This is a genomic window from Novosphingobium sp. 1529 (genome assembly GCF_040544855.1).
GTDB classification, from domain to species: domain Bacteria; phylum Pseudomonadota; class Alphaproteobacteria; order Sphingomonadales; family Sphingomonadaceae; genus Novosphingobium; species Novosphingobium capsulatum.
The window spans coordinates 40,719-60,451 of the sequence record NZ_JBEPKW010000007.1 but is presented as its reverse complement, the minus strand read 5'-3'; the positions used below and the strand labels follow the sequence as shown (position 1 = coordinate 60,451).

General features: G+C 67.8%; 13 protein-coding genes. 6 read left to right on the top strand and 7 right to left on the bottom strand.

The features are described 5' to 3' along the window. Nucleotides 1-125 precede the first annotated feature (125 nt). Together ABIC78_RS14315 and ABIC78_RS14310 are read left to right on the top strand one after the other, a co-directional pair. Nucleotides 126-2,120, top strand: a complete 1,995-nt coding sequence (locus tag ABIC78_RS14315; protein ID WP_354490423.1) for an SPFH domain-containing protein — start codon at nucleotides 126-128, stop codon at nucleotides 2,118-2,120. 150 nt (nucleotides 2,121-2,270) lie between these two features. Beyond that, nucleotides 2,271-2,939 carry a glutathione S-transferase family protein gene (locus ABIC78_RS14310; protein WP_354490421.1) on the top strand — a complete coding sequence of 223 codons (669 nt, stop codon included), beginning with the start codon at nucleotides 2,271-2,273 and terminating at the stop codon, nucleotides 2,937-2,939. A 51-nt stretch (nucleotides 2,940-2,990) separates the two neighbouring features. Here ABIC78_RS14310 and ABIC78_RS14305 read toward each other — a convergent pair whose 3' ends face one another. Further along, nucleotides 2,991-3,473: an Lrp/AsnC family transcriptional regulator gene (locus tag ABIC78_RS14305; RefSeq protein ID WP_022678075.1), complete on the bottom strand. Its 483-nt coding sequence runs from the start codon at nucleotides 3,471-3,473 to the stop codon at nucleotides 2,991-2,993. A gap of 181 nt (nucleotides 3,474-3,654) precedes the next feature. Here ABIC78_RS14305 and ABIC78_RS14300 point away from each other — a divergent pair, with 181 nt between their 5' ends. Both ABIC78_RS14300 and ABIC78_RS14295 read left to right on the top strand, forming a co-directional pair. Next, nucleotides 3,655-4,962, top strand: a complete 1,308-nt coding sequence (locus tag ABIC78_RS14300; protein WP_354490419.1) for an aminotransferase class V-fold PLP-dependent enzyme — start codon at nucleotides 3,655-3,657, stop codon at nucleotides 4,960-4,962. A gap of 11 nt (nucleotides 4,963-4,973) precedes the next feature. After that, nucleotides 4,974-5,930 (top strand): ornithine cyclodeaminase family protein, encoded by a 957-nt coding sequence (locus ABIC78_RS14295; RefSeq protein ID WP_354490417.1) that lies wholly within the window; start codon nucleotides 4,974-4,976, stop codon nucleotides 5,928-5,930. A 119-nt stretch (nucleotides 5,931-6,049) separates the two neighbouring features. On the opposite strand, the gene ABIC78_RS14290 is transcribed toward ABIC78_RS14295, so the two are convergent. Next, nucleotides 6,050-8,317: a TonB-dependent receptor gene (locus ABIC78_RS14290; RefSeq protein WP_354490415.1), complete on the bottom strand. Its 2,268-nt coding sequence runs from the start codon at nucleotides 8,315-8,317 to the stop codon at nucleotides 6,050-6,052. A gap of 284 nt (nucleotides 8,318-8,601) precedes the next feature. Here ABIC78_RS14290 and ABIC78_RS14285 point away from each other — a divergent pair, with 284 nt between their 5' ends. Both ABIC78_RS14285 and ABIC78_RS14280 read left to right on the top strand, forming a co-directional pair. Next, nucleotides 8,602-10,140 carry a M61 family metallopeptidase gene (locus tag ABIC78_RS14285; RefSeq protein ID WP_354490413.1) on the top strand — a complete coding sequence of 513 codons (1,539 nt, stop codon included), beginning with the start codon at nucleotides 8,602-8,604 and terminating at the stop codon, nucleotides 10,138-10,140. Then, nucleotides 10,080-11,615 (top strand): S10 family serine carboxypeptidase-like protein, encoded by a 1,536-nt coding sequence (locus ABIC78_RS14280; RefSeq protein WP_354490411.1) that lies wholly within the window; start codon nucleotides 10,080-10,082, stop codon nucleotides 11,613-11,615. The genes ABIC78_RS14285 and ABIC78_RS14280 overlap by 61 nt, the downstream gene beginning before the upstream one ends. Here the strand turns inward: ABIC78_RS14280 and ABIC78_RS14275 are convergent. The 5 genes from ABIC78_RS14275 to ABIC78_RS14255 are packed head-to-tail and all read right to left on the bottom strand — an operon-like array spanning nucleotide 11,546 to nucleotide 19,732. Next, nucleotides 11,546-12,850, bottom strand: a complete 1,305-nt coding sequence (locus ABIC78_RS14275) for an APC family permease (RefSeq protein WP_354490409.1) — start codon at nucleotides 12,848-12,850, stop codon at nucleotides 11,546-11,548. The two genes, ABIC78_RS14280 and ABIC78_RS14275, sit on opposite strands and share 70 nt — an antisense overlap. Continuing rightward, nucleotides 12,847-14,343: a S10 family peptidase gene (locus tag ABIC78_RS14270; protein ID WP_354490407.1), complete on the bottom strand. Its 1,497-nt coding sequence runs from the start codon at nucleotides 14,341-14,343 to the stop codon at nucleotides 12,847-12,849. The genes ABIC78_RS14275 and ABIC78_RS14270 overlap by 4 nt, the downstream gene beginning before the upstream one ends. Next, complete coding sequence (locus ABIC78_RS14265; RefSeq protein ID WP_354490405.1) at nucleotides 14,333-16,441, bottom strand: amidohydrolase family protein; 2,109 nt, start codon at nucleotides 16,439-16,441, stop codon at nucleotides 14,333-14,335. The genes ABIC78_RS14270 and ABIC78_RS14265 overlap by 11 nt, the downstream gene beginning before the upstream one ends. Beyond that, a complete protein-coding gene (locus tag ABIC78_RS14260; protein WP_354490403.1) occupies nucleotides 16,438-17,946 on the bottom strand; it encodes a S10 family peptidase in 1,509 nt (502 codons plus the stop codon). The genes ABIC78_RS14265 and ABIC78_RS14260 overlap by 4 nt, the downstream gene beginning before the upstream one ends. 28 nt (nucleotides 17,947-17,974) lie before the next feature. Beyond that, nucleotides 17,975-19,732, bottom strand: coding sequence for a M61 family metallopeptidase (locus tag ABIC78_RS14255; protein ID WP_354490401.1), 1,758 nt, complete (start codon nucleotides 19,730-19,732; stop codon nucleotides 17,975-17,977). Between the last annotated feature and the right edge of the window lies 1 nt (nucleotide 19,733).

The window sequence follows — 19,733 nt, the reverse complement described above, 5'->3', positions numbered from 1 at the left end:
CGCCATGCTTGCCCTAGCCGGGCCGGATAGCCGGCGCAGTTGGCAGGCATGCGTGCGGCCTGCTGTGAGGGTTGCGTCACCCCGGTTGCTGTTTCCCCTGATCCAGACTCCACAGGATGTCATCCATGCTTGATCCCATCATGCTCGGCACTGCTGCCGTGCTCGTCGTGTTCGTCTTCGTGCTGTTCGTGGCGTCGCGCTGCGTGCGCTATGTCGGCAACAATCGCGTGGCGATTGTCGAAAAGCTGTGGAGCGGCGCCGGTTCGATCACCGACGGGCTGATCGCTCTGCGCGGCGAAGCCGGGTTCCAGCCCGATGTGCTGCGCGGCGGCTATCACTTCTTCTTCCCGTTCCAGTACCGCATCCATAGCCAGTCGCTGGTGACCATTCCCCAGGGCCAGATCGGCTATGTCTTTGCCCGCGATGGTGCGCCGCTTGGCCCCACGCAGACTCTGGCGAGCAATGCCCACACCGCCGATTTCCTCGATGTGCGCGCGTTCCTGTCGGCCGGTGGGCAAAAGGGGCCGCAGCGCACGATCCTGCGCGAGGGCACTTATGCCATCAACACCGCGCAGTTCGTGATCATCACGCGTGATCGCATCCATGGCCTGATGCTCAATGCCAATGATGGTGATCTGTTCGGCCAGATGCAGACGCTGATCGCCGGGCGCGGCGGGTTCGAAGCCGTGGTGATCAAGGATTCGGCCGACCAGATCGGCATTGTCACCGTGCACGATGGCCCTGCGCTCAGTGCCGATCACATCATCGCGCCCGAAGTGGGCACGCAGCAGGGCGATGCCGCCACGTTCCACAACTCGTTCCAGGACCCGGAAAAGTTCATCGCCGCCGGTGGCCGGCGCGGGCGCCAGCTGCAGGTGCTGGTCGAAGGCAGCTATTACATCAACCGCCTGTTCGCCACGGTGGAAATGGTTGCCAAGACGGTGATCGAGGTGGGCCATGTCGGCGTCGTGATCAGCTATACCGGCAATGACACGGCCGATACCTCGGGCGACGATTACCGCCACGGCGAGCTAGTCGCGCGCGGGTCACGCGGGGTGTGGAGCGATCCGCTGCTGCCGGGCAAATATGCGTTCAACACCTATGCCGGCAAGATCCTGATCGTGCCCACCACCAACTTCATCCTGAAGTGGGAAAGCGACACGATCGGCCAGCACAAGTTCGATGAAAACCTCTCGGAAGTCTCGCTGATCACGCGCGACGCGTTCGAACCCACGCTGCCGCTCTCGGTGGTGGTGCATATCGATTACCGCAAGGCGCCGCTGGTGGTGCAGCGCTTTGGCGATATCAAGAAGCTGGTCGAACAGACGCTCGATCCGATGGTCTCGGCCTATTTCAAGAACATCGCCCAGAAGCGCACGCTGATCGAACTGCTGCAGGAACGCAGCGACATCCAGGAGCAGGCCGGCGCCGAAATGCGCGCCAAGTTTGCCACCTACAACCTGGAAATGCAGGAAGTGCTGATCGGTACGCCACGCGCCAGCGCCGGCAACGACCAGATCGAGAAAGTGCTGCAACAGCTGCGCGAACGCCAGGTGGCTGAAGAACGCGTGACCACCTATGAAAAACAGCGCATCGCCGCCGAAGGTGAAAAGGCCCTGCGCGAGGCCGAGGCGCGGGCCAACCAGCAGACCGCGATCACCCAGTCGGAACTGTCGATCATCGTGCGCGAAAACGAGGGCAAGGCGGCCCTGCGCCAGGCCACGCAACAGGCCGAACAGACCCGCACCCTGGCCAAGGCCGAAAGCGAGCGCGTGCGCATCATCGGCGAGGGCGAGGCAGCCAGGATGATCGCCCTGGCCGCAGCCGATGCCGAACGCATCACCAAGACCGGCCTTGCCACCGCCGAAACCATTGCACGCCAGGCAGAGGCATCGGGCGGGGCGCAGAACCAGCTCACCCGCCAGATCGTGGAGCGCCTGGCCGATGCGCTGGAAAAGTCGGGCGTGGACATCGTGCCCCGCATCCAGATCAGCACTGGCGGCGACGCCAGCGGCGCTGCCGGTGGGCCATTGGCCGCGCTGATCGGCATGATGCTGGGCGAGAAGGGCCGGGACATGCTGGCCAGCGACGCGGCGGCAGAGCCCGCGCAGACTCACTGACGCATCCCGCACGGCCCCGTTTCGGTGAAACGGAACGGGGCCGTTTCATTCCCCATGGTTCTACCGTCGATAGCGCCAGGTAGCGTGATCCGGCGCCATCCCGGCGCAGATGTGCTATCGCCGCTGCGACGCAGCAGGAGACAGCGTGACATGCCGATCGATCCGCAAGCCGCCATCGAAATCACCGCCTACGACTGGGTGCCCGAACTGGCGCGCGGACGGGTCAAGGATCTGCGCGTGCGATGGGCGCTGGAGGAAATCGACCTGCCCTATCGCGTCCGTCTTGTCGGCGGGGCGGGCACCGAAAAATCCGCAGAGCACCTTGCCGAGCAGCCCTTTGGCCAAGTTCCGGTCTATCGCGAGAACGGCCTGACCCTGTTTGAATCCGGGGCGATCCTGATCCACATCGGCGAAAAGGACGAACGGCTGCTGCCCCGCGACCCCGCCGGGCGGGCGCGGGCGATCGGCTGGGCGTTCGCGGCGCTCAACAGTATCGAGCCGTTTCTCGGCACGCTGACCATCCTGCGCTTCTTCGCCGATGGAAAACCGTGGCAAGACGAAGCCAAGGCCGCGGTGCGCCCCTTGGCCGTCATGCGGCTGGCGCAACTGGCACGGGAAATCGGGGATCGCGACTGGCTGGAGGATCGCTTCACGATCGGTGACTTGCTGACGATCGACGTGCTCCGCAATGTTCCAGAACCCGGCCTCGTGGCAGCCCACCCCAACCTGGCCGCCTACGTCGAACGCGGCAGGGCGCGCCCTGCTTTCCAGGCGGCATTGGCGGCGCAGATGGCCGTGTTCCAGCAGGCGCGGCGATGACCCTTCTCCGTTCGAACGCAGGATCGCGGGCACGGCACCACGCCGGGATCGTCACACGCTGGCAAAACCGCGCACGGGAATGGCTGTGGTGTGCTTGAGTTCCGACAGCGTGACGGTGGACACGATGTCGATCACGCCGGGCAGCTTGAGCACCACCTTGAAGATGAATTTCTGATACCATTCCAGCGATTGCGCGATGACCTTGATCAGGATGTCGCGCTCGCCGAAAATGGTGTGGCACTCCAGGATTTCAGGCGTGATTTCGATCTTGCGCAGAAAATCCTCGCGCTGCTTGTCCGACAGCGCGGCCATCTTGAGCGTGGCGAAAACAATGATCGCATCGCCCAACTGCTTGCGATCGAGCAGGGCGACCTGGCCCTTGATATAGCCTTCCTCGCGCAGCCGTTGCAGCCGCCGCCAGCACGGCGATTGGGAAAGGCCCACCTTTTCAGCCAATTCCGTGGTGGAAAGGCTGGCATCCTGCTGGATCTGGTCGAGAATCTTGAGATCGATCGGGCTGAGCGGTTCGGCCATGCGAAAATTCCTGCAATTTGCGCAATGGCTATCCGGGTTTTGAGCCAGCACAAGATTAAATCGACGAAATGCATGGTCATCCTGCATGAACGCCGCGCTGTGTTCCTGCCCGGCATGGTTATGCGCAAACACGCTGCGAAACGGCATGAATTGGCAGCGGCGCGCGGCTATGCAGGGCGCCATGGCATATCGGCAGGGCAAAGAGGCGATGGCGGGCGCGGGGCTGACGCGGCGCCAGGCGATGCAGGGGCTCGGCGCGGGCGTGGCTGCCGGCATGGCAGTGGGCCCGCAGGCTGCGCACGCTGCGGCGGCGGCAACTGCACCAACCGTCATCGCGCCAATCGCCACCACGCTGCCGGCCCGCGCGGCCTTTGCGCCCACCAGCCTGGCCTACCTCGACAACGGATCGCAGCACCCGCTAAGCCTGGGCGGCCAGGCGGCAATTGAGGCATATCTCGCCAAGCGGCGGCTGGACCCGGCGGCACAAGGCTATGATCTGGACGAGGCCGGCCTGCTGGCCAAGTTTGCCCGGCTGATCAACGCCGATGCCGACGAAGTGACCTATGTGCAAAGCACCACGGCGGCCGAGCAGATGGTGCTGCGCGCCCTGGACCTGCCGGGCAACGGCGGTGCCCGCGTGGTGACCGACACGCTCCATTTCTTCGGCTCCATCCCGCTTTACGAAGAAATGGCGCGGCAGGGGGTGAACGTCACCTGGGTGCAGGCGGTGGACGGCCGCATCCGCATGGAGGATATGGCCAGGGCGCTTGCCGGTGGGGCGCGGCTCGTGGCACTTTCGCAGGTGTCGACGATCAATGGGTTCGAGCATGACCTCAAAGCGGTGTGCGACCTGGCCCATGCCCATGGCGCGCTGGTCTATGCCGATATGATTCATGCCGCCGGCTGCGTGCCGGTGGACGTGAAGGCCAGCGGTGTCGATTTCGCCGCCTGCGCATCGTACAAATGGCTGATGGGCGATTTCGGGCTGGGGTTCCTCTATGTGCGGCGCGATGTATGGCCGCGCCTCAAGCGCTGTGCCTATGGGTATTACGGCATCGATACGTTCCAGCCGCATATCTATCCGCTCGATCCGCCGGGGCAGGCGGTGGCCGACTACGCGTTTGCTGACAATGCCACCGGCCGCTTTGCCCTGGGCACCCACAGCCACGCGGTGATCGCGCAACTGCACCATTCGCTCGACTGGATCATGGCCACGGGCGTGGCGCGCATCCAGGCCCATGCGCAAGGGCTGGTAGCCCGGCTGAAAGCCGAATTGCCCGGGCGCGGCTATGCGGTGATGACCCCGCCCGAATGCCGCGCCCCGATCGTGACCGCGATCTGCGCCGATGCCCGCGCCAGGATTGGCCCAGCAATGGCGGCGGCGGGGGTCAAGCTGACGCTGTCGGCCAACCGTTTTCGCCTGACGCCTTCGGTGCAGAACGACGATGCCGACATAGACCGGTTCCTGGCGGCCCTGCCGCGCGCATGAAAGAGGCCAAGATGGCGCAAGACCTGGTGTTCATCGATGGCGAGCGCGTGCATCGCCTGCTCGATTATCCTGCCTGCATCGCGGCCATGGAGGCGGCGATGTGCGCGCTTTCGGGCGGCGCCACGCGACAATTGCCGCGCACCATGATCCACATGGGCGAGGGGCGCACCTTTGCCCAGATGACCGCGAGCCTGGCAGACGATGGCATGTTCGGGGCAAAGTTGATCAGCGTGTTCGCCGATCCGGCCCGGCCGGGCCAGCGCAGCCATCGCGGCGTGATCACCCTGTTCGAGCCGGCACAAGGCCATCCCGTGGCCGTGGTCGATGCCGAGGCGGTGACTCACATCCGCACCGCCGCGGCGACGGCCGTGGCCACGCGCGCCCTGGCCCGCGCCGATGCCCGCGTGCTGCTGATCATGGGCACCGGCGGGCAGGCTCATACCCACCTGGCCGCGCTGCCGCTGGTCCATCGTTTTGAGCGCATCCTGATCTGGGGCCGCGATCCTGCCCGCGCGGCGGCTGTGGTGGAGCAATGGCAGGACCGCTTGCCCGTGGCCGTGGCACCAGACGCGCAAGCGGCAGTGGCGCAGGCCGATGTGATCTGCACCGTGAGCGGCGCTGCCCAGCCGATCCTGCTGGGGCAATGGGTGCGGCCCGGCACGCACGTCAACCTGGTGGGATCGAGCGCGCCCGGCCCGGTGGAAGCCGACACCGCCCTTGTCGCGGCCGCGCGCTATATCGCCGACAGCAAGGCCAACGCGTTAGAGGCTGCTGCCGAATTCCTGGTCGCCCGCGCCGCCGGCGTGGTGAACGACGCCCATATCGTGGCCGAGATCGGCGAGGTGCTGCTCGGCCAGGTACCCGGACGCCGCGATGCGCGTGATATCACGCTCTACAAGTCGCTCGGCCACGCCGTGCAGGATATCGCCGCCGCGCAGTTGCTGCTGGAGCGCGTGCGGGCGGGGTAGGGGGTGCCCGCGTGCATGCGGGCGGGGAAAGTCAGTCTTCCTGAAACGGCAAATCCGCTGCCTCCGTGGAATGGAGGCAGCGGACCGTTGCGACCCGAATGGTTCGGGGGATTGGCCGTTCAGAAGGAACCGGCAAACTGCACGCCGACCGTGCGGGGCGGGATGTAGCGGCCATAGGGCGCGGTGGTGCCGTTGCGGTTGATCGCATAGAGCACGGCGCGTTCGTCGGTCAGGTTGCGCGCAAAGATGTTGACGCTCCACCCAGCGTCGAGCGCGACACCGGCGCGCACGTCGAGCTGGCCATAGCTGGGCAGCATCTGGCGTTCGCGCCCGGCCGCGGCGAGGCTGTTGAGGAAATCGCCCGGCCGCTTGCCCGTCCAGGCATAGTTCACGCCCAGCGAGCCGCTGACGCCTTCACCCAGGCGCACTTTCTGATCGAGCCCGATATTGGCAGTGAACCGCGCCGAGTTGGGCAGGCGATCGCCCTTGGCGCCAACCAGCGCGGAACCGCCATCGGTGGCCGCCGGCAGCGCCTGGGTCAGCACGGCATCGGTGAACGTGGCGTTGCCGCTGATCGCGCCGCCGGTCCAAGGCCGCACCGTTCCGGCCAGTTCCACGCCCCGGCTGCGCGCCTTGGCGCCGTTGGTGGTGAACGTCAGCTCGTTAGCCGAGGTGTTCTGCAACTGGATGCGGCTCCAGTCGATCTGGAATACCGACAGGTCGAAATCGAGCTTGCCGTCCAGCACCGAACCCTTGGCGCCCGCTTCATAGTTGACCACGCGGTCAGAGCGATAGGTGCCAGGTACGCCATCGGCCAGGGTATTGGTGCCGCCGGGGCGATAGCCATTGGCAACGCGCGCATAGACCATCACGTCGCGCGTGATGTGCCAGCTGGGCGAAACCAGCCAGGTGAACGGGCTTTCCGAGGTGCGGTGTTCTTCGCTGCTGGAAAAGCCGAAGATGTATTGCGCGACGCCCGTGGTGGCGACGGTGGAAAGGTTGTCCTGCTTGTTGTGGGCATAGCGGCCGCCCACTTGCAGATCGAGGCCGGGCGCAAGGTGCCCGGTCACCGTGCCGAACGCCGCCAGTTCACGATAGGTGGAAGGCCCGGCGCCGACATACGGCGTGTCGATCAGGCTGCCACTGGCGTTCATCAGCAGCATGGTTTGCGAAATATTGGCGTGCTCGACCGAATAGAACCCGCCGAGCATCCAGTCGAGTGCCGTGCTGTTGCCCGAGAGGCGCAGCTCTTGCGAGAAGCGGGTGGCGCGGTGCGAATTGGTCAGGAACACCGACGACAGGCCGGGGTAATAGCGGCCGAGCAAACCGCCGAAGATGCTGGTGAGATCCTGGTAGGGCACGGATTCGTTGACGTTCCAGCCGGTGACCGAGGTGACCTGGACTTTGCCCAGATCGAGCACGGCGCGCGCCGAATAGACATCGAACTGGCTGCGGCTGGGCTGGCCCAGCACGCGGGTGACCGAATAGGGATCGGCGTTGACGCTGTTGAAATCGGTGTCGGACTTGAAATCGACCAACCCGCTGTTCTCGGTGCGCAGGCGCTGGCGAATGGCGCTGAGCGTGATCGTCAGGTTATCCACCGGGCGCAGCAGCAGCGCGGCGCGGCCGCCCCACTGGCGCTGGTGGTTGGCATTGGCCAGGAATTGCCCGGTGTTGCTGTCGGTGTTGTCCACCCAGGCCGGATCGCGGCGATAGAAGCCGCTGACCGCCAGCGCGACGCGGTCCTTGATCAGCGGCACGTTGAGCGAGCCACGCAGCGAATTGCCCTGGCCGCCATGGGCCACGGTGGAAACGCCCGCTTCCACCCGCCCGGTAAATTGCGTGGTGCTGGGGTCTTGCGTCACGTACTTGATGATGCCGCCCAGGCTGGCCGCACCATAGAGCGTGCCCTGGGGGCCGCGCAGCACTTCGATGCGCGAAAGGATCGCCGGGTCGAAATCGGGAATGTCGGTATCGCCGTTGGCGGTGGCCGAACCGAAGGGCACATCGTCAACCAGCACGGCCAGCGTGGGATTGGTGGCCCCGCCGGTGGTAATGCCGCGCAGCGACAGGCTGTGCACGGCCTGGCCGGAATACTGCAGGCCGGGGATGCGGTTGAAGTAGTCCCTGATGTTGGTCAGGTTCTGCTCGGTGAGCGTGTTGGCCGACAGCGCGGTAACCGGGGCAGGCACATCGATCAGGCGCTGGCTGGTCTTGAGCGCGGTGACGATGATCGTATCGCCCGGCTCTTCTGTGCTGGCCTGCGGCGCGACCGGCGTGGCGGTCTGCGCATGGGCACCCAGGGCCAGGCCGCCGGACAGAATCGGCGCCAGGGTCAGGGCCAGGGCGGATCGACGGCGGAACGCGCCGGTGGTGTTGGTCTGCATGGATGCCCTCATGTTCTGGTTGGTTCGTTATCGGCAAGAACACCACAACGGAGCGGGAATTTTTATTTGGATATGGCGTGGGCTGACCGGCTGCCGATTATATTTATGCGTGAAAGCGTGCTTGCGGGGTGTGAGCCGTGCCGTGGCCCCTGGCGCGATTCACCTGCATCGCTGGCACTTGCCGCATAATCTATGTCGCCCACGACCAGGATGGGCGCGCGAAAGACACGCACTGCCCGGGCCGCTACGCTAGGCTGCGCAGCATCATCATAGCGAGCGCCGCGATGCCCCAGTTTCAAACCATGCTTTCCATCCGGGCCCTGCTGCCCCTGGCTGCTGCCCTGACCATGGGCACGGCGCCGCGCCAGCCAGACCAGCTTGCCGTCACGCTGCGGCCCGACATGGCCGATGGCGCGGTGGCGGGGGTGGCCGTGGCGATGGACTTGCCCGCGCCGGCAGACGGCACGCTCTTGCTGGCAGCGCCGGTGGTCTATCCCGGTGCGCCGGGCGTGGCCGACCGGCTTAGCGGCCTGGCCGTTACCGACGCGCGGGGGCCAGTGCCCTTGGCCGTGAGCGAGGATGCGCCGGTCAAAGGCGGGTTCCCATGGTATCGGCACTGGCGCGCCACCCGCGCGGTGCAGGGGCAAGTGGCGATCCGCTATCGCGCCGCCGTGATGCCGGCGGGTGGGCCCGGTGGGCCGGCCTTTGGCCTGCGCGCGGTGGGCGGGGGCCTGGCCGCGTCGGGCGGCGGTTTCCTGCTGCTGCCGGAAAACCGCGATGCGCTACCCGCGCGATTGCACTGGGATCTTTCGGCCATGACCAAGGGCGCGAGCGCGGCGATTTCCTATGGCGCGGGCGATGTGGTGGTGCCCGGTGGCGCGCAGGCGCTGGCCGATAGCTGGTTCATGGCCGGGCCGCTGGGCCACTGGCCGGCGACCGGCACGCGCGACGGCTTTGCCGGGACCTGGCTGGGCCAGCCGGTGTTCGATGTGCCCACTGCGCTGGCGCGGGCCGGGGCGGCGCACCGCTATCTGCAAGGGTATTTCCCCCACCTGAAAGGCCAGCGTGCCTATCGCATCTTCGTGCAGTTCCGCGACGCGGCGCCCTATGGCGGTGGCACTGCGCTGGATCAGTCGTTCATGCTCTCGCGCGGGCCGCTGGCGCCGGGTGAACAGAGCGAAATGCCCAGTTCCCTGTTCTTTCACGAGATGATCCACCAGTGGACCGGTCAGATCGACGCACCCAGCGGCATTTCCAGCTGGTTTTCCGAAGGGCTGACCACCTATTACGAAGACGATCTGCAATGGCGCGGCGGCTTTGAAAGCGCCGATGCCTATCTCGCGGCGGTCAACCGGCTGGCGCGGCGCTACTTCACCAGCAAGGCGCGTAACATGGCGGCGGCCGATGTGGTCAAGATCGGCTTTGGCGATGAAGAGGTGCGCCACATCGTCTATTATCGCGCGGCGATGTATTTCCACGATCTGGACGCGCGCATCCGCGCCCATAGCCAGGGCCAGCGCACGCTCGAAAGCGTGCTGTTCCCGCTGTTCCTGTCGCGCGAGCAGGGCGTGCGGTTCGATACCGAGGCCTGGCTGGCGGCGATCGTGCGCGAGCTGGGCGACGAGGGCGAGCGCGATCGCTTCAAGCGCCTGATCCTGGACGGCACGGACACGCTCGATCCGCTGTCCGATACCTTTGGCCCGTGCTTTACCCGCGTGGCGGCACAGTGGGATACGCCCCATGGGCATGTCGATGGCTGGCAATGGCAACGGGCTGCGCCAGCGGGGCACCGGGCGGCGGCGCCTGCCGGGGCGTGCCGGTGAACGCCGTGGCCCTGGCGCTGGCGCCACTGCTGCTGGCCGGCGCGCAGCCCGCGCCAGACGGCCCGATTGCCCCGGCGATCAGCCATCACGCCTTGGCCACGCCCGCCGGACGGCTGGACTATGACGCCGTGTTCGAGCAGCAGGTGCTGCGTGGGCCGGATGGGCAACCGGCGGCCACGATGTCCACGATCGCCTATCTGCGCAGCGGCACCGCCGATGCCATGCGGCCGGTGATCTTTGCGTTCAACGGCGGGCCAGGTGCTTCCTCCTCTCCGTTGCATATCGACGCCATGGGGCCGCGCCGGCGCGATGGCGCCGGCCTGGTCGACAACGCCGAGACCCCGCTCGATCGGGCCGACCTGGTATTCGTCGATCCGGTAGGCACCGGATTCAGCCGCCCGCTCACGCCTGGCGGCGGTGCTTCGTTCTGGAGCGTGGCCGGCGATGCGCGCGCCATGGCCCAGGTGATCACCGGCTGGCTTGCCGCGCATGGCCGCGCGGGTGCGCCGGTGATCGTGGTGGGGGAAAGCTATGGCGGCACCCGTGCGGCGGCGATGCTGCCCTTGCTCAAGGGCGTGAACCTGGCCGGGCTGGTCCTGCTGTCTCCCGCCCTGGCGATCGGGCCGCAGGGGGACAGCGAACTGGTCGAGGCACTGCCGGCCATGGCCGTGGCCGCAGCGGCCCATGGCAAGGGTGCGCTTGCCGGCCTGCCCCCGGCACAAGTGGAAGCGCGCGCGGCCGCCTTTGCCGCCGGCCCCTATGCCCGCGCCCTGCTGGCGGGCAGCGCCCTGGCCCCGGCAGAGGAGGCCCGCGTGGCGATGCAGATGGCGCGGCTGATCGGCCTGCCACCGGCCGCGATCCGCGCTGCACGCCTGCGGGTGGACGTGGAGATGTTTCGCGCCGCGCTGCTGGCCGGCAAGGGCCAGGTGGTGGGCCGGCTCGACAGTCGCATCGCCGCACCGCGCCCGGCGCAGGTGGCTGGGCGGCCGTCGGCGGCCAGCGATCCCGCGCTGGGGCTGGGCGCGAGCAATGTGATCGTGTCTGCCGCGCTGGGCGATTACCTGCGCCGCGAACTGGGTGTGCACACCACGCGCGACTATGTCTCGCTCACGCTGGACGTCAATTTCCAGTGGCGCTGGCCGCGCATGGAGGGGACGGACGGCGATGAGGCCGATCGCCGCCCCGATCTGCTGGGTAACCTGGCCCAGGCCATGACCGACCATCCCGCCCTGCAGGTGACGCTGGTGGGCGGATATTACGATATGGCCGTGCCGCTGATGGCGACGCGCGACGCGCTGCGCCATGCCTGGCTGCCACGCTCACGGGCGCGGCTGGTGGCCTTGCCGGCAGGGCATTCGGTCTTTGCCGATGCCCCCGGCCGTCGGGCCATGCGCGCGATGATCGATCAGCTCTTGCGCGCGAACGCGAACCACCAGGCCAGCCCCAGGACCAGCCAGCCGCCCACCAGCAGATAGGGGCGCGGATCGGCTTCCACGCCAAACGCCGCAATGGCCAGCGCCGCCACCACGCCGGCCAGGCCGATCAGCGTGACCGTGGCCGGCGCCATGCCCAGCGCCGCGCGGGCATGGATTTCGGGGTGATGGCGGGCAACCACCGTGGCCGACCACGAACAGGCCGCGTATTTGAGCATGGTCGGCAGATTGACCGCGAGCAGCAGGAACACCAGGCTTTGCGGCAGGAGCATGCCGGCCATGGCGCAGGCCCAGGCCAGCAGCACGGCCACGTGCGGCGTGGCAAAGCGCGGGTGGACGCGGCCAAGTGCGGTGGGCAGCGCGCCGCTGCGCCCCATGGCAAAGAGGCTGCGCGAAAAGGTCAGCGCCAGCGCGTTCATCGACTTGACGATGGAGAGCGTGGCGGCGCCCACGATCAGTATCGTGGCGGCCGGGCTGCCCATTACCACGCGCGCGGCGTCGAGCAGCGGCGCCTTGCTGGCGGCCAATCCGGCCGGGCCGACCAGGCCCAGCGCCGTGGCCGCCACGGCGCCATAGACCAGCGCCGTCAGCGCAATCGCCAGCGCGATGCCCAAGGGCATGGTGCGGGCGGGATTGCGCACTTCTTCGCCGATTTCCACCGCGCTTTCGATGCCCAGGAACAGGCTGATCATCAGCGGCACGGCAGCAAGCACCTGGGGCAGCGGCACCGAGAGCGGCGCGCCCATCGTGGCCACGCGCACATGCGGCAGGCCAAGCGCGACCAGCAGCGCCAGCACCACCAGCAGCAGCGCCATAAGCGCGGTCTGCGCCTTGGTCGCCAGGGCAACGCCGCGATAGTTGAGCGCAAAGACCAGCGTGATCAGTGCCGCCATGGCGGGCAGGGGCGGCAGCGGCACGACCATGCCGAGATAGCCGACCAGTACCTGGCTCAGGATCGCCATGGCGCCCACGTTGGCCACGATGCGCATCCAGGCGATGAGAAAGCCCACCGCCGGGTGGATGAAGCGGCGCGGCCATTCATACGATGCGCCCGATACCGGGAGGGCCGAACCGAGATAGGCATAGGCCAGGGCAAAGATCAGCATCGGCAACGCGGCCAGGCCGATCGCCGGCAACAGGCCCGCCCCGGCGACTTGCGCGGTCGGCCCCAGGATCGTGAAGATCGAGACCCCGATCGCAGTGCCCGCGCCAAACGTGACGACACCGACCAGGCCCACCGATTTGCCGAGCTGGATCGGGGCTGCCGGCGCGCTCATCGCAGGCTGCCCGTGATGAAGGCGCGCAAGTCTGCAGCCAGGGCCTGGCGCGCCTCGCGGCCCAGATAGGCCATGTGCCCGGCGGGATAGGTGCGGAAAGCGACGCGGTCTGCCGGCGCACCGGAATGGGCCATGGTATCGTTTGCCGTCCCCAGTGGCGTGACAAGATCATAGAGCCCGGTGCCGACCAGGACGCGCAGCGCCGGGTTGCGGTTCATCGCCGTGGCAAGATCGGTGGCATAGTTGCTGGGCGATGGCCCATAATCCCACGCACCGTTCACATCGCGAAAGGCAATCGCCTTGTAGGGCTGGGGCAGGTTGATCTTGAGCGTGTCGCGGGCATAGGCGTCCCACGCGGCGACAAAGCCCGGCACATATTGCGCCATGGCCGGGTCATCGGCCACCGGGTCTGGCCCGGCGGCGGCCAGCGGCAGGGTGAAACGCGCATCATAGAGCCCGGTGCGCCGTCCCTCGGCCGCCAGCAGCAGGCGGGCAAAGGCCGCGCCCGACAGGCGCAGGTCGTTCGCCAGGATCGTTTCGGCGGGCAGGCCGACAAGGTGCGCCATGGCTTGTGCCACGGCGGCGCGGCGCGCCGGATCGAGGCGCGACCCGGCATGGAGCGCGCCGAGATAAGTATTATCGACAAAGGCCTGCGCCGCATCGACCTGGCCCTGCGGGGTGCAGTCTGGCGCCACCTTGTGGAAATGGCATGCCGTGGCCGCCAGGCTGGGCAGGATGCCGATATAGCCGCGATCGTCGCCCGCCGCGCCATGGGCCATGTCCATCGCCTGGCCCAGCAGGATCACGCCATTCAAGCTGATACCGTCCATCTGTCCGGTCTGGGTGGGGCCGCCGGCCAAGAGCCGTGCCACCACCGCCGCACGCACCGTGCCATAGCTTTCCGACAGGATGTACTTGGGCGCGTTCATCCGGCCATGGCGGGCCAGCCACTGTTCAATCACCTGCACCGTGGCCACCGCGTCCTGCTCCACGCCATAGAACATCGCCGGGGTGCCATCGGCCAAGATGCGGCTGTAGCCGGTGCCGGGCGGATCGATCAGCACCAGGTCTGCCACGTCGAGCGGGCTGTCGGCATTGGCCACGGTGTGGAACGGGGCAGTGGTCTGAGGATGATCGGGATCGTCGAAATCGATGCGCTGCGGGCCAAGCAGGCCCATGTGCAACCACAGCGAAGCCGAGCCGGGCCCGCCGTTGAACACGAACAGCACGGGCCGGCTGGCATCGGGTTTTGCGGTCTTCCCGCCGGCTTTCAGATAGCTGGTGGCAAAGACGCTGGCGGCCGCCTTGCCATCGGGGCTGCGCAGGATGAATTCCTCTTCCGCCGCCACATAGGCCATGCGCGTGGTGCCGAACGTGCCCTGGCCCTTGGTAATGAAAGCGCGTGGGCCGGCGTCCTGAGCCTGCGCGGGCAGCGGGGCGGCGAGCGGGGCGAGCGCCAGGGCAGCGGCCAGGATCAGGCGGTCAATCGGCATGGTCGGCAATCTCGTATCCAAAGGCGGAACGGGCGGTGAGCCCGGCGTCCTGGCTGGCCAGGGCTTCCTTGGCGGGGTGAAGCGGCGGTGGCGTGGTGAACGGGGCAATGCCCAGCGCGGTGTAGATCTCGCTGGGGAAATAGGCGACCCCGCCGCGCAGCACCAGGCGCGGGCGGCGGATGGCGGCGATGTCTTCCACCGGATTGCCCGGCACCAGCACCAGATCGGCCAGCTTGCCCCGCGCGATCGTGCCCAGTTGCCCCTCGCGCCCGAAAAAGCGCTCGGCATCCAGCGTACCGGTGCGCAGCGCCTCTGCCGGGGTAAGGCCGGCCTGCACATAAAGCTCCAGCTCGCGCTGCACGGCAAAGCCGGTCGCTTCATCGGTCCCAGGCAACAGGACGATCCCGGCGCGGTGCAACATGCCGATGGTTTCCAGCACTTTGGCAAAGCCACTGTGATAGGCCGCATCGGTGGCGGCATCGGGCAAGTTGACGAACGAACGCTTGCGATAGCGCTGGAAGCCGATCGGCATGTGGCCGAGGAAATCCTCCTGCCCCGGCGGCACGTGCCCGGCGCGGCTGAGCATCAGCTGTTCGAGAATCGAGGCCGTGGTATCGAGCGCGACATGATGCTGCTGCATCAGCCCCACGGTGTGCTGCACGGCGGGCGCGGCAAGATCGAGGCTGCCGGCGCGGGCCATGGCTGTCAGGCGCAGGGGCGTGCGGCTGTCTTCGCCCGGCTGCAAGATCCAGCCGAGCATCAGCTGGTTGACATGGGCAATGGAGTCATAGCCATCGGCAATCACCCGGTCGGGCGTGTCGAACGCTGGGACATGGCCGGTCACTTTCAGGCCGAGGCGGTGTGCCTCTGCCGCGATCGGCGCCACCCAATCGGGGTTCATCGAGTTGTAGATCTTGATTTCGGCATAGCCGCGCGCCGCGTACCAGCGCACGTCCTTGAGCGCTTCGTCCACGCTGACGGGAATGAAGCCGAAGCGCGCCGAATAGGGGCTGCGCCCCTCGATAAAGCCATTGGGCACGATGCGCGGCCAGGCCACCTGCCCGGCATCGACGCGGGTGATCAGGTCTTGCAGGAAGGCATTGTCGTTGCCCATGTCGCGCGTGGCGGTAACGCCGGCCGCCAGATAGAGCAGCCCTGCCGGCAGCGTGGCATGCGAATGCATGTCGTGCAGCCCCGGATAGACCGTGCCGCCCTGGCCATCGATCACCGTCTCGTCGGCCGGATCGGGCGCGGCGGGGTCTTCGGGCAAGACCTGGGTGATCGTGTCGCGCATCACCACCACGGCCGACAGGGCAGAGCGGGTGCCGCTGGCCGGATCGAACACGTGGACGTTGCGGATGCGCAGCGGCGTGGCAAAGCGGTGCGCCAGTTGCTGTTGCAGGGCCAGCGCGCGCGCCGTTTCCAGCTCGGTCGCCAGCTTGGCGAGCATCGGCACTTGCGCCTCATAGCCGGCGCGGATCGTGGTGCCATCGGCGCCGGGGCCGAACACGCCCGCCAGCCGCCCAGCCTGGTCGAGCAGGACATAGCCGGGGTTGAGCTGCACTCCGGTGATGCGCCAGGCGGTGACCGGCAGGGCAGCCTTGCCACTGCCCAGCGCGAACGTGCGCACCGCCTGCGCGCAGACCCGGCCCGAGGGCAGCACGGCCAGGCAATGGTCTGGCCGCCCCATCGCCGCGCGGGCATAGAGCGCCAGGGCATAGGGGCTGTCATCGTTGGCGATATAGAGCGGCGGGCGGGCAAAGGCCTGGCTGCCAGCGTCGGCCTGGCTTTTCCAGCGCGCCACCTGCCCGGCATAGGCATAGCTTTCATCCACCGTGCCGCCCATCAGCGAGGTGCCATGGATCGTCCAGCTGGTTGGCACGCCCGAGGGATCGAGCACCAGATCCTCGTGATGCTTGGGCCCGCGGCCATTGTCGTCCACGCGGTAATCCACGGCCACGCGGTTGCCCTGGGTGTGGATCTTGAGCGAGCCGACGGTTTCGCCGTTGGAGACGATGACGAGGCTTTCGTCCGCCGCCTGCGCTGCCGGTGGCGCTGCGGCGAGAGCGAGGACGAGCGGGAGCAGGGCGCGGCTCATCGCGGCGCCTGCCCGGTTTGAGCAGGAGCAGTCTTGGTGATCAGCATGCGGATGTCGTTCCCCAGGGCCTGGGCCGTGGCGGCCACCGAATAGCCGGTGTGGCCCCCGTCGTAATAGCGCAAGGTCACGCGCTGCGGGTCCCAGCCCGATTGCGTGGCAAGCAGCTCGGCCCCGCCCATCGTGGTCTGCGTATCGTAATAGCCATTGGCGACCAGGACCTGAAAGCGCGGGTTGGCCGCCATCATCGCGGTGATGCCCTGGTAATAGGGCCAATCGGCAAAGGGACTGGTGCCCGATCCCCAGCCCCACTGGTCAAACCCTTCGACGGGAGCGGACAGGACATAGGGCTGCGTTTCCGCCACCTTGAGTTCGTCGTGGCGATAGCGCTCGAACAGGCGGGCCAGGGTATCGGTAATCGCTTCCGACGCATCGGGGGCGCCGCCCTGCGCGGGCGCGGCCATGGTATAGCGCGCGTCCATGCGGCCCAGCACGAGGCCTTTGTCCTTGAGCAGTTCGACGCGATAGCGTTCCTTGGAGATGCGCAAGTCGTGCGCCAGGTACCAGGCGGCCGGGATGCCGGTGAACGCCGCCAGCCGCCCGGCAACGCGGGCGCGATCGGCCAGCGGCGCCCCGCTGCCCTGATAGAGCACGGTCAGGTAATCGCCCTTGGCAAAGGCGCGCGCGGCGGCGAGGAAAGCGGGCAGGTCCATACCCGTCCGATCGGCCCGGCCATGATACCACGCGATCGCTGCCAGGGTGGGCAGCGAGGCGACATAGCTGGTGACATTGGCGGGGCGCTGGGCATATTCGATGATGTTGGCCGCTTGGCCATAGAGCACTACGCCGGCCAGCGGCAGCGGATCGGGGCCCTGCGCCAATTGCCGCGCGATTTCGCAGGCGCGGTTGGTGCCATAGCTTTCGCCCAGCACATAGACCGGCGCGCCGGTTCGCCCGTGGGCGGCCAGCCAGGCGCGGATGAATGCGGCAACTTGCGCAGCATCGGCGCGCACCGACCAGAACGCATGGGGATCGGTACCCGGCGCCACGGTGCTGAACCCGGTGGACGCGGGATCGACGAAGACCAGGTCTGCGGCGTCGAGCGGCGAAGCGGGATTGTCTGCCAGGGTGACTTTGGCCGGATCGGCGGCGATGTCATCGGGGAAAGCGGCGCGGCGGGGGCCAAGGCCGCCGACGTGGACATAGGCCGAGGCCACGATCGGCCCGCCGTTGAACGCGAACAGCACGGGCCGCGTGGCAGGGTTGGCGCCATCGCGCAGATAGGCGAAGCTGACAAGGCGGGCCGCGCCATCCACGGTCTTCACCTCGGTCGCCTCCACCTGCGCGGTATAGGCCAGGGTCTGCCCGCCGAACGTGCCCTTGTGGTGGGTGATCACCGGCGCTGCCAGCGCGTGCTGGGCGGTTTGCGCGGGCGCCGGTGAAGCCGGCTGGGCGTGCAACGGCGCAGCGGCGCTTGCCAGGACGAGGGGAAGCAGCAGGGCGCGCATCAGGACAACCTTTCGCAAAGGGCGCATCTCAAAGAGCACAGGCCGTGCCGGGTGAAACCGGCACGCGCCGCCACTGCCAGGCATCGACGGTTTCGCCGCGTGGCAGGTAAGTAACGGTAAAGACACGACCATCGCGGCGCAGGCGCAGGGTCAACTCCTGCGTCTGCTCGCCCTGGATGCCGTCCTGCGGCACCGGATCGACGATCTCGTCGCCATCGCGCACACCGGCCAGCGCAGCGGCAGAGCCGGTCACCAGGCCTCGCACCACCCGCTTGGGCTCGGCGAGAACGTCCGTTGCAAAGCCCAGCTCATAGCGGCGCAGGCGGGTGGTGGTGCGGGCAAAGCACGGGCCAAAGGCGTCGGACGCCGGCAGCGGCACGGCGCCATCCAGGAACGCGCGAAAATCGGCCACGCCTTGCGGCCCCAGGTGCTGGGCCAACTGGTCTTCCCAATCAGCGTTGGCGAGGGTCGCGCCGGCCTTTTGCCGGGCCAGCAGGGCAAGGACGAGCGTGTCGAGATTCTCGCGTCCGCCGCTCTTCTGGCGCAGGGCGTGGTCCACCGTGGCGAAATAGAGCATGCCGCGGTCATAGGGCAGGGTGCGGATGCGGGTATCGGCCCAGAACCGTGCCGGCACTTGCGCGTTGGGCACGCTGGCCATGGCGCTGGTGTAATAGCGCGCGGCCGTCCAGTTCAGATCGTGCAGGAACGCATCGGCATCGATCATGCCAAAGCGGAACGGCAGGCGCGCCTGGTAGAACGTGGCCAGTCCTTCGCCGAACCACGCGGATTCAAGGCCGCCGGGCCGGGTGACATAGGGCTGGAACGTGTGGAACATTTCGTGCGCCAGCGTGATGCGGATGCTGGCCAGGTCCGCGCCGCGCCCCGTGCCGAACGTGGTGACGAACGCATGGTGGAGGCCCACCCCGCCGCCCGCGTTGATCGGGTTGTAGCGCAGGAACACGCCATAGGGCGCGGGCCGGGTCTGCCCGAACATCTGCCGGTAATGGCCATGGAGCGCACCGGTCCACGCCAGCAAGGCGCCGGCATCGAAGGCCGGGCGGCCTTGCCAGGCGCCGAAAAAGCCATCTTGCGCGTGACCCGCCGGCCAGGTGCCGATCGGACCGGCCATGAAGAAGCTTTGCCGCAGGGCGCTGGCGTCGAGCGGCTCTGCCGCCGTGACCGTTCCTGCGCCCAGCGAGCTGACGCCGCGGCTGCCCCTGGGCGCGCGCGACAGGTCAAAGCCGAACGTGGCGCGCCAGCGCGTGGTGCCGGGGGGCAGCAGCAGGAAAACCTGCCCGGCGGCGGAAACCGCGCCACCATCGGCGCTGAACGCAAAGGGCGGGGCGGGGCCGCGCGGAGGCAGGCTGGCCTGGGCAGGCACGCGATAGGAGACGACGAGCGGACCCAGGACCGCGCGCGGCGCCAGCCATTCCCGCCCTGGCCCGCCGCTGACCGCATCGCCATCGGCGCTGTCGGCCAGCACCGCATCGCGTGGACGCAAGAGCAGCGGCCCGGCCGCATCGCGTGCGTGTAGCGGGCCAAGCAGGCTGGCCACGGTGTCGACGTTGCTGGCCACCAGCGGCAATTGCAACACCGGCGCACCAGCCTTGGCGGTCAGGCCGGACAGGCGCAGCGTAATCTCCACCGTGCCCACGCGGTCCCGGTCGGCCACATCGGCGCGCGGGGCAAAGGTGACCGTCAACGCGGGCGGAGTGGCGCGGGCCGGTGCAGGCAGCAGCACGGCTGCGGCCTGCAACGCGGCCAGGGAATGGGGCAATCGCGGCATT

Bases quoted from the DNA above. Each gene is read 5' to 3' on its own strand.
- ABIC78_RS14315 (WP_354490423.1), top strand. From the start codon at position 126: ATGCTTGATCCCATCATGCTCGGCACTGCTGCCGTGCTCGTCGTGTTC.
- ABIC78_RS14310 (WP_354490421.1), top strand. From the start codon at position 2,271: ATGCCGATCGATCCGCAAGCCGCCATCGAAATCACCGCCTACGACTGG.
- ABIC78_RS14305 (WP_022678075.1), bottom strand. From the start codon at position 3,473: ATGGCCGAACCGCTCAGCCCGATCGATCTCAAGATTCTCGACCAGATC.
- ABIC78_RS14300 (WP_354490419.1), top strand. From the start codon at position 3,655: ATGGCATATCGGCAGGGCAAAGAGGCGATGGCGGGCGCGGGGCTGACG.
- ABIC78_RS14295 (WP_354490417.1), top strand. From the start codon at position 4,974: ATGGCGCAAGACCTGGTGTTCATCGATGGCGAGCGCGTGCATCGCCTG.
- ABIC78_RS14290 (WP_354490415.1), bottom strand. From the start codon at position 8,317: ATGCAGACCAACACCACCGGCGCGTTCCGCCGTCGATCCGCCCTGGCC.
- ABIC78_RS14285 (WP_354490413.1), top strand. From the start codon at position 8,602: ATGCCCCAGTTTCAAACCATGCTTTCCATCCGGGCCCTGCTGCCCCTG.
- ABIC78_RS14280 (WP_354490411.1), top strand. From the start codon at position 10,080: ATGGCAACGGGCTGCGCCAGCGGGGCACCGGGCGGCGGCGCCTGCCGG.
- ABIC78_RS14275 (WP_354490409.1), bottom strand. From the start codon at position 12,850: ATGAGCGCGCCGGCAGCCCCGATCCAGCTCGGCAAATCGGTGGGCCTG.
- ABIC78_RS14270 (WP_354490407.1), bottom strand. From the start codon at position 14,343: ATGCCGATTGACCGCCTGATCCTGGCCGCTGCCCTGGCGCTCGCCCCG.
- ABIC78_RS14265 (WP_354490405.1), bottom strand. From the start codon at position 16,441: ATGAGCCGCGCCCTGCTCCCGCTCGTCCTCGCTCTCGCCGCAGCGCCA.
- ABIC78_RS14260 (WP_354490403.1), bottom strand. From the start codon at position 17,946: ATGCGCGCCCTGCTGCTTCCCCTCGTCCTGGCAAGCGCCGCTGCGCCG.
- ABIC78_RS14255 (WP_354490401.1), bottom strand. From the start codon at position 19,732: ATGCCGCGATTGCCCCATTCCCTGGCCGCGTTGCAGGCCGCAGCCGTG.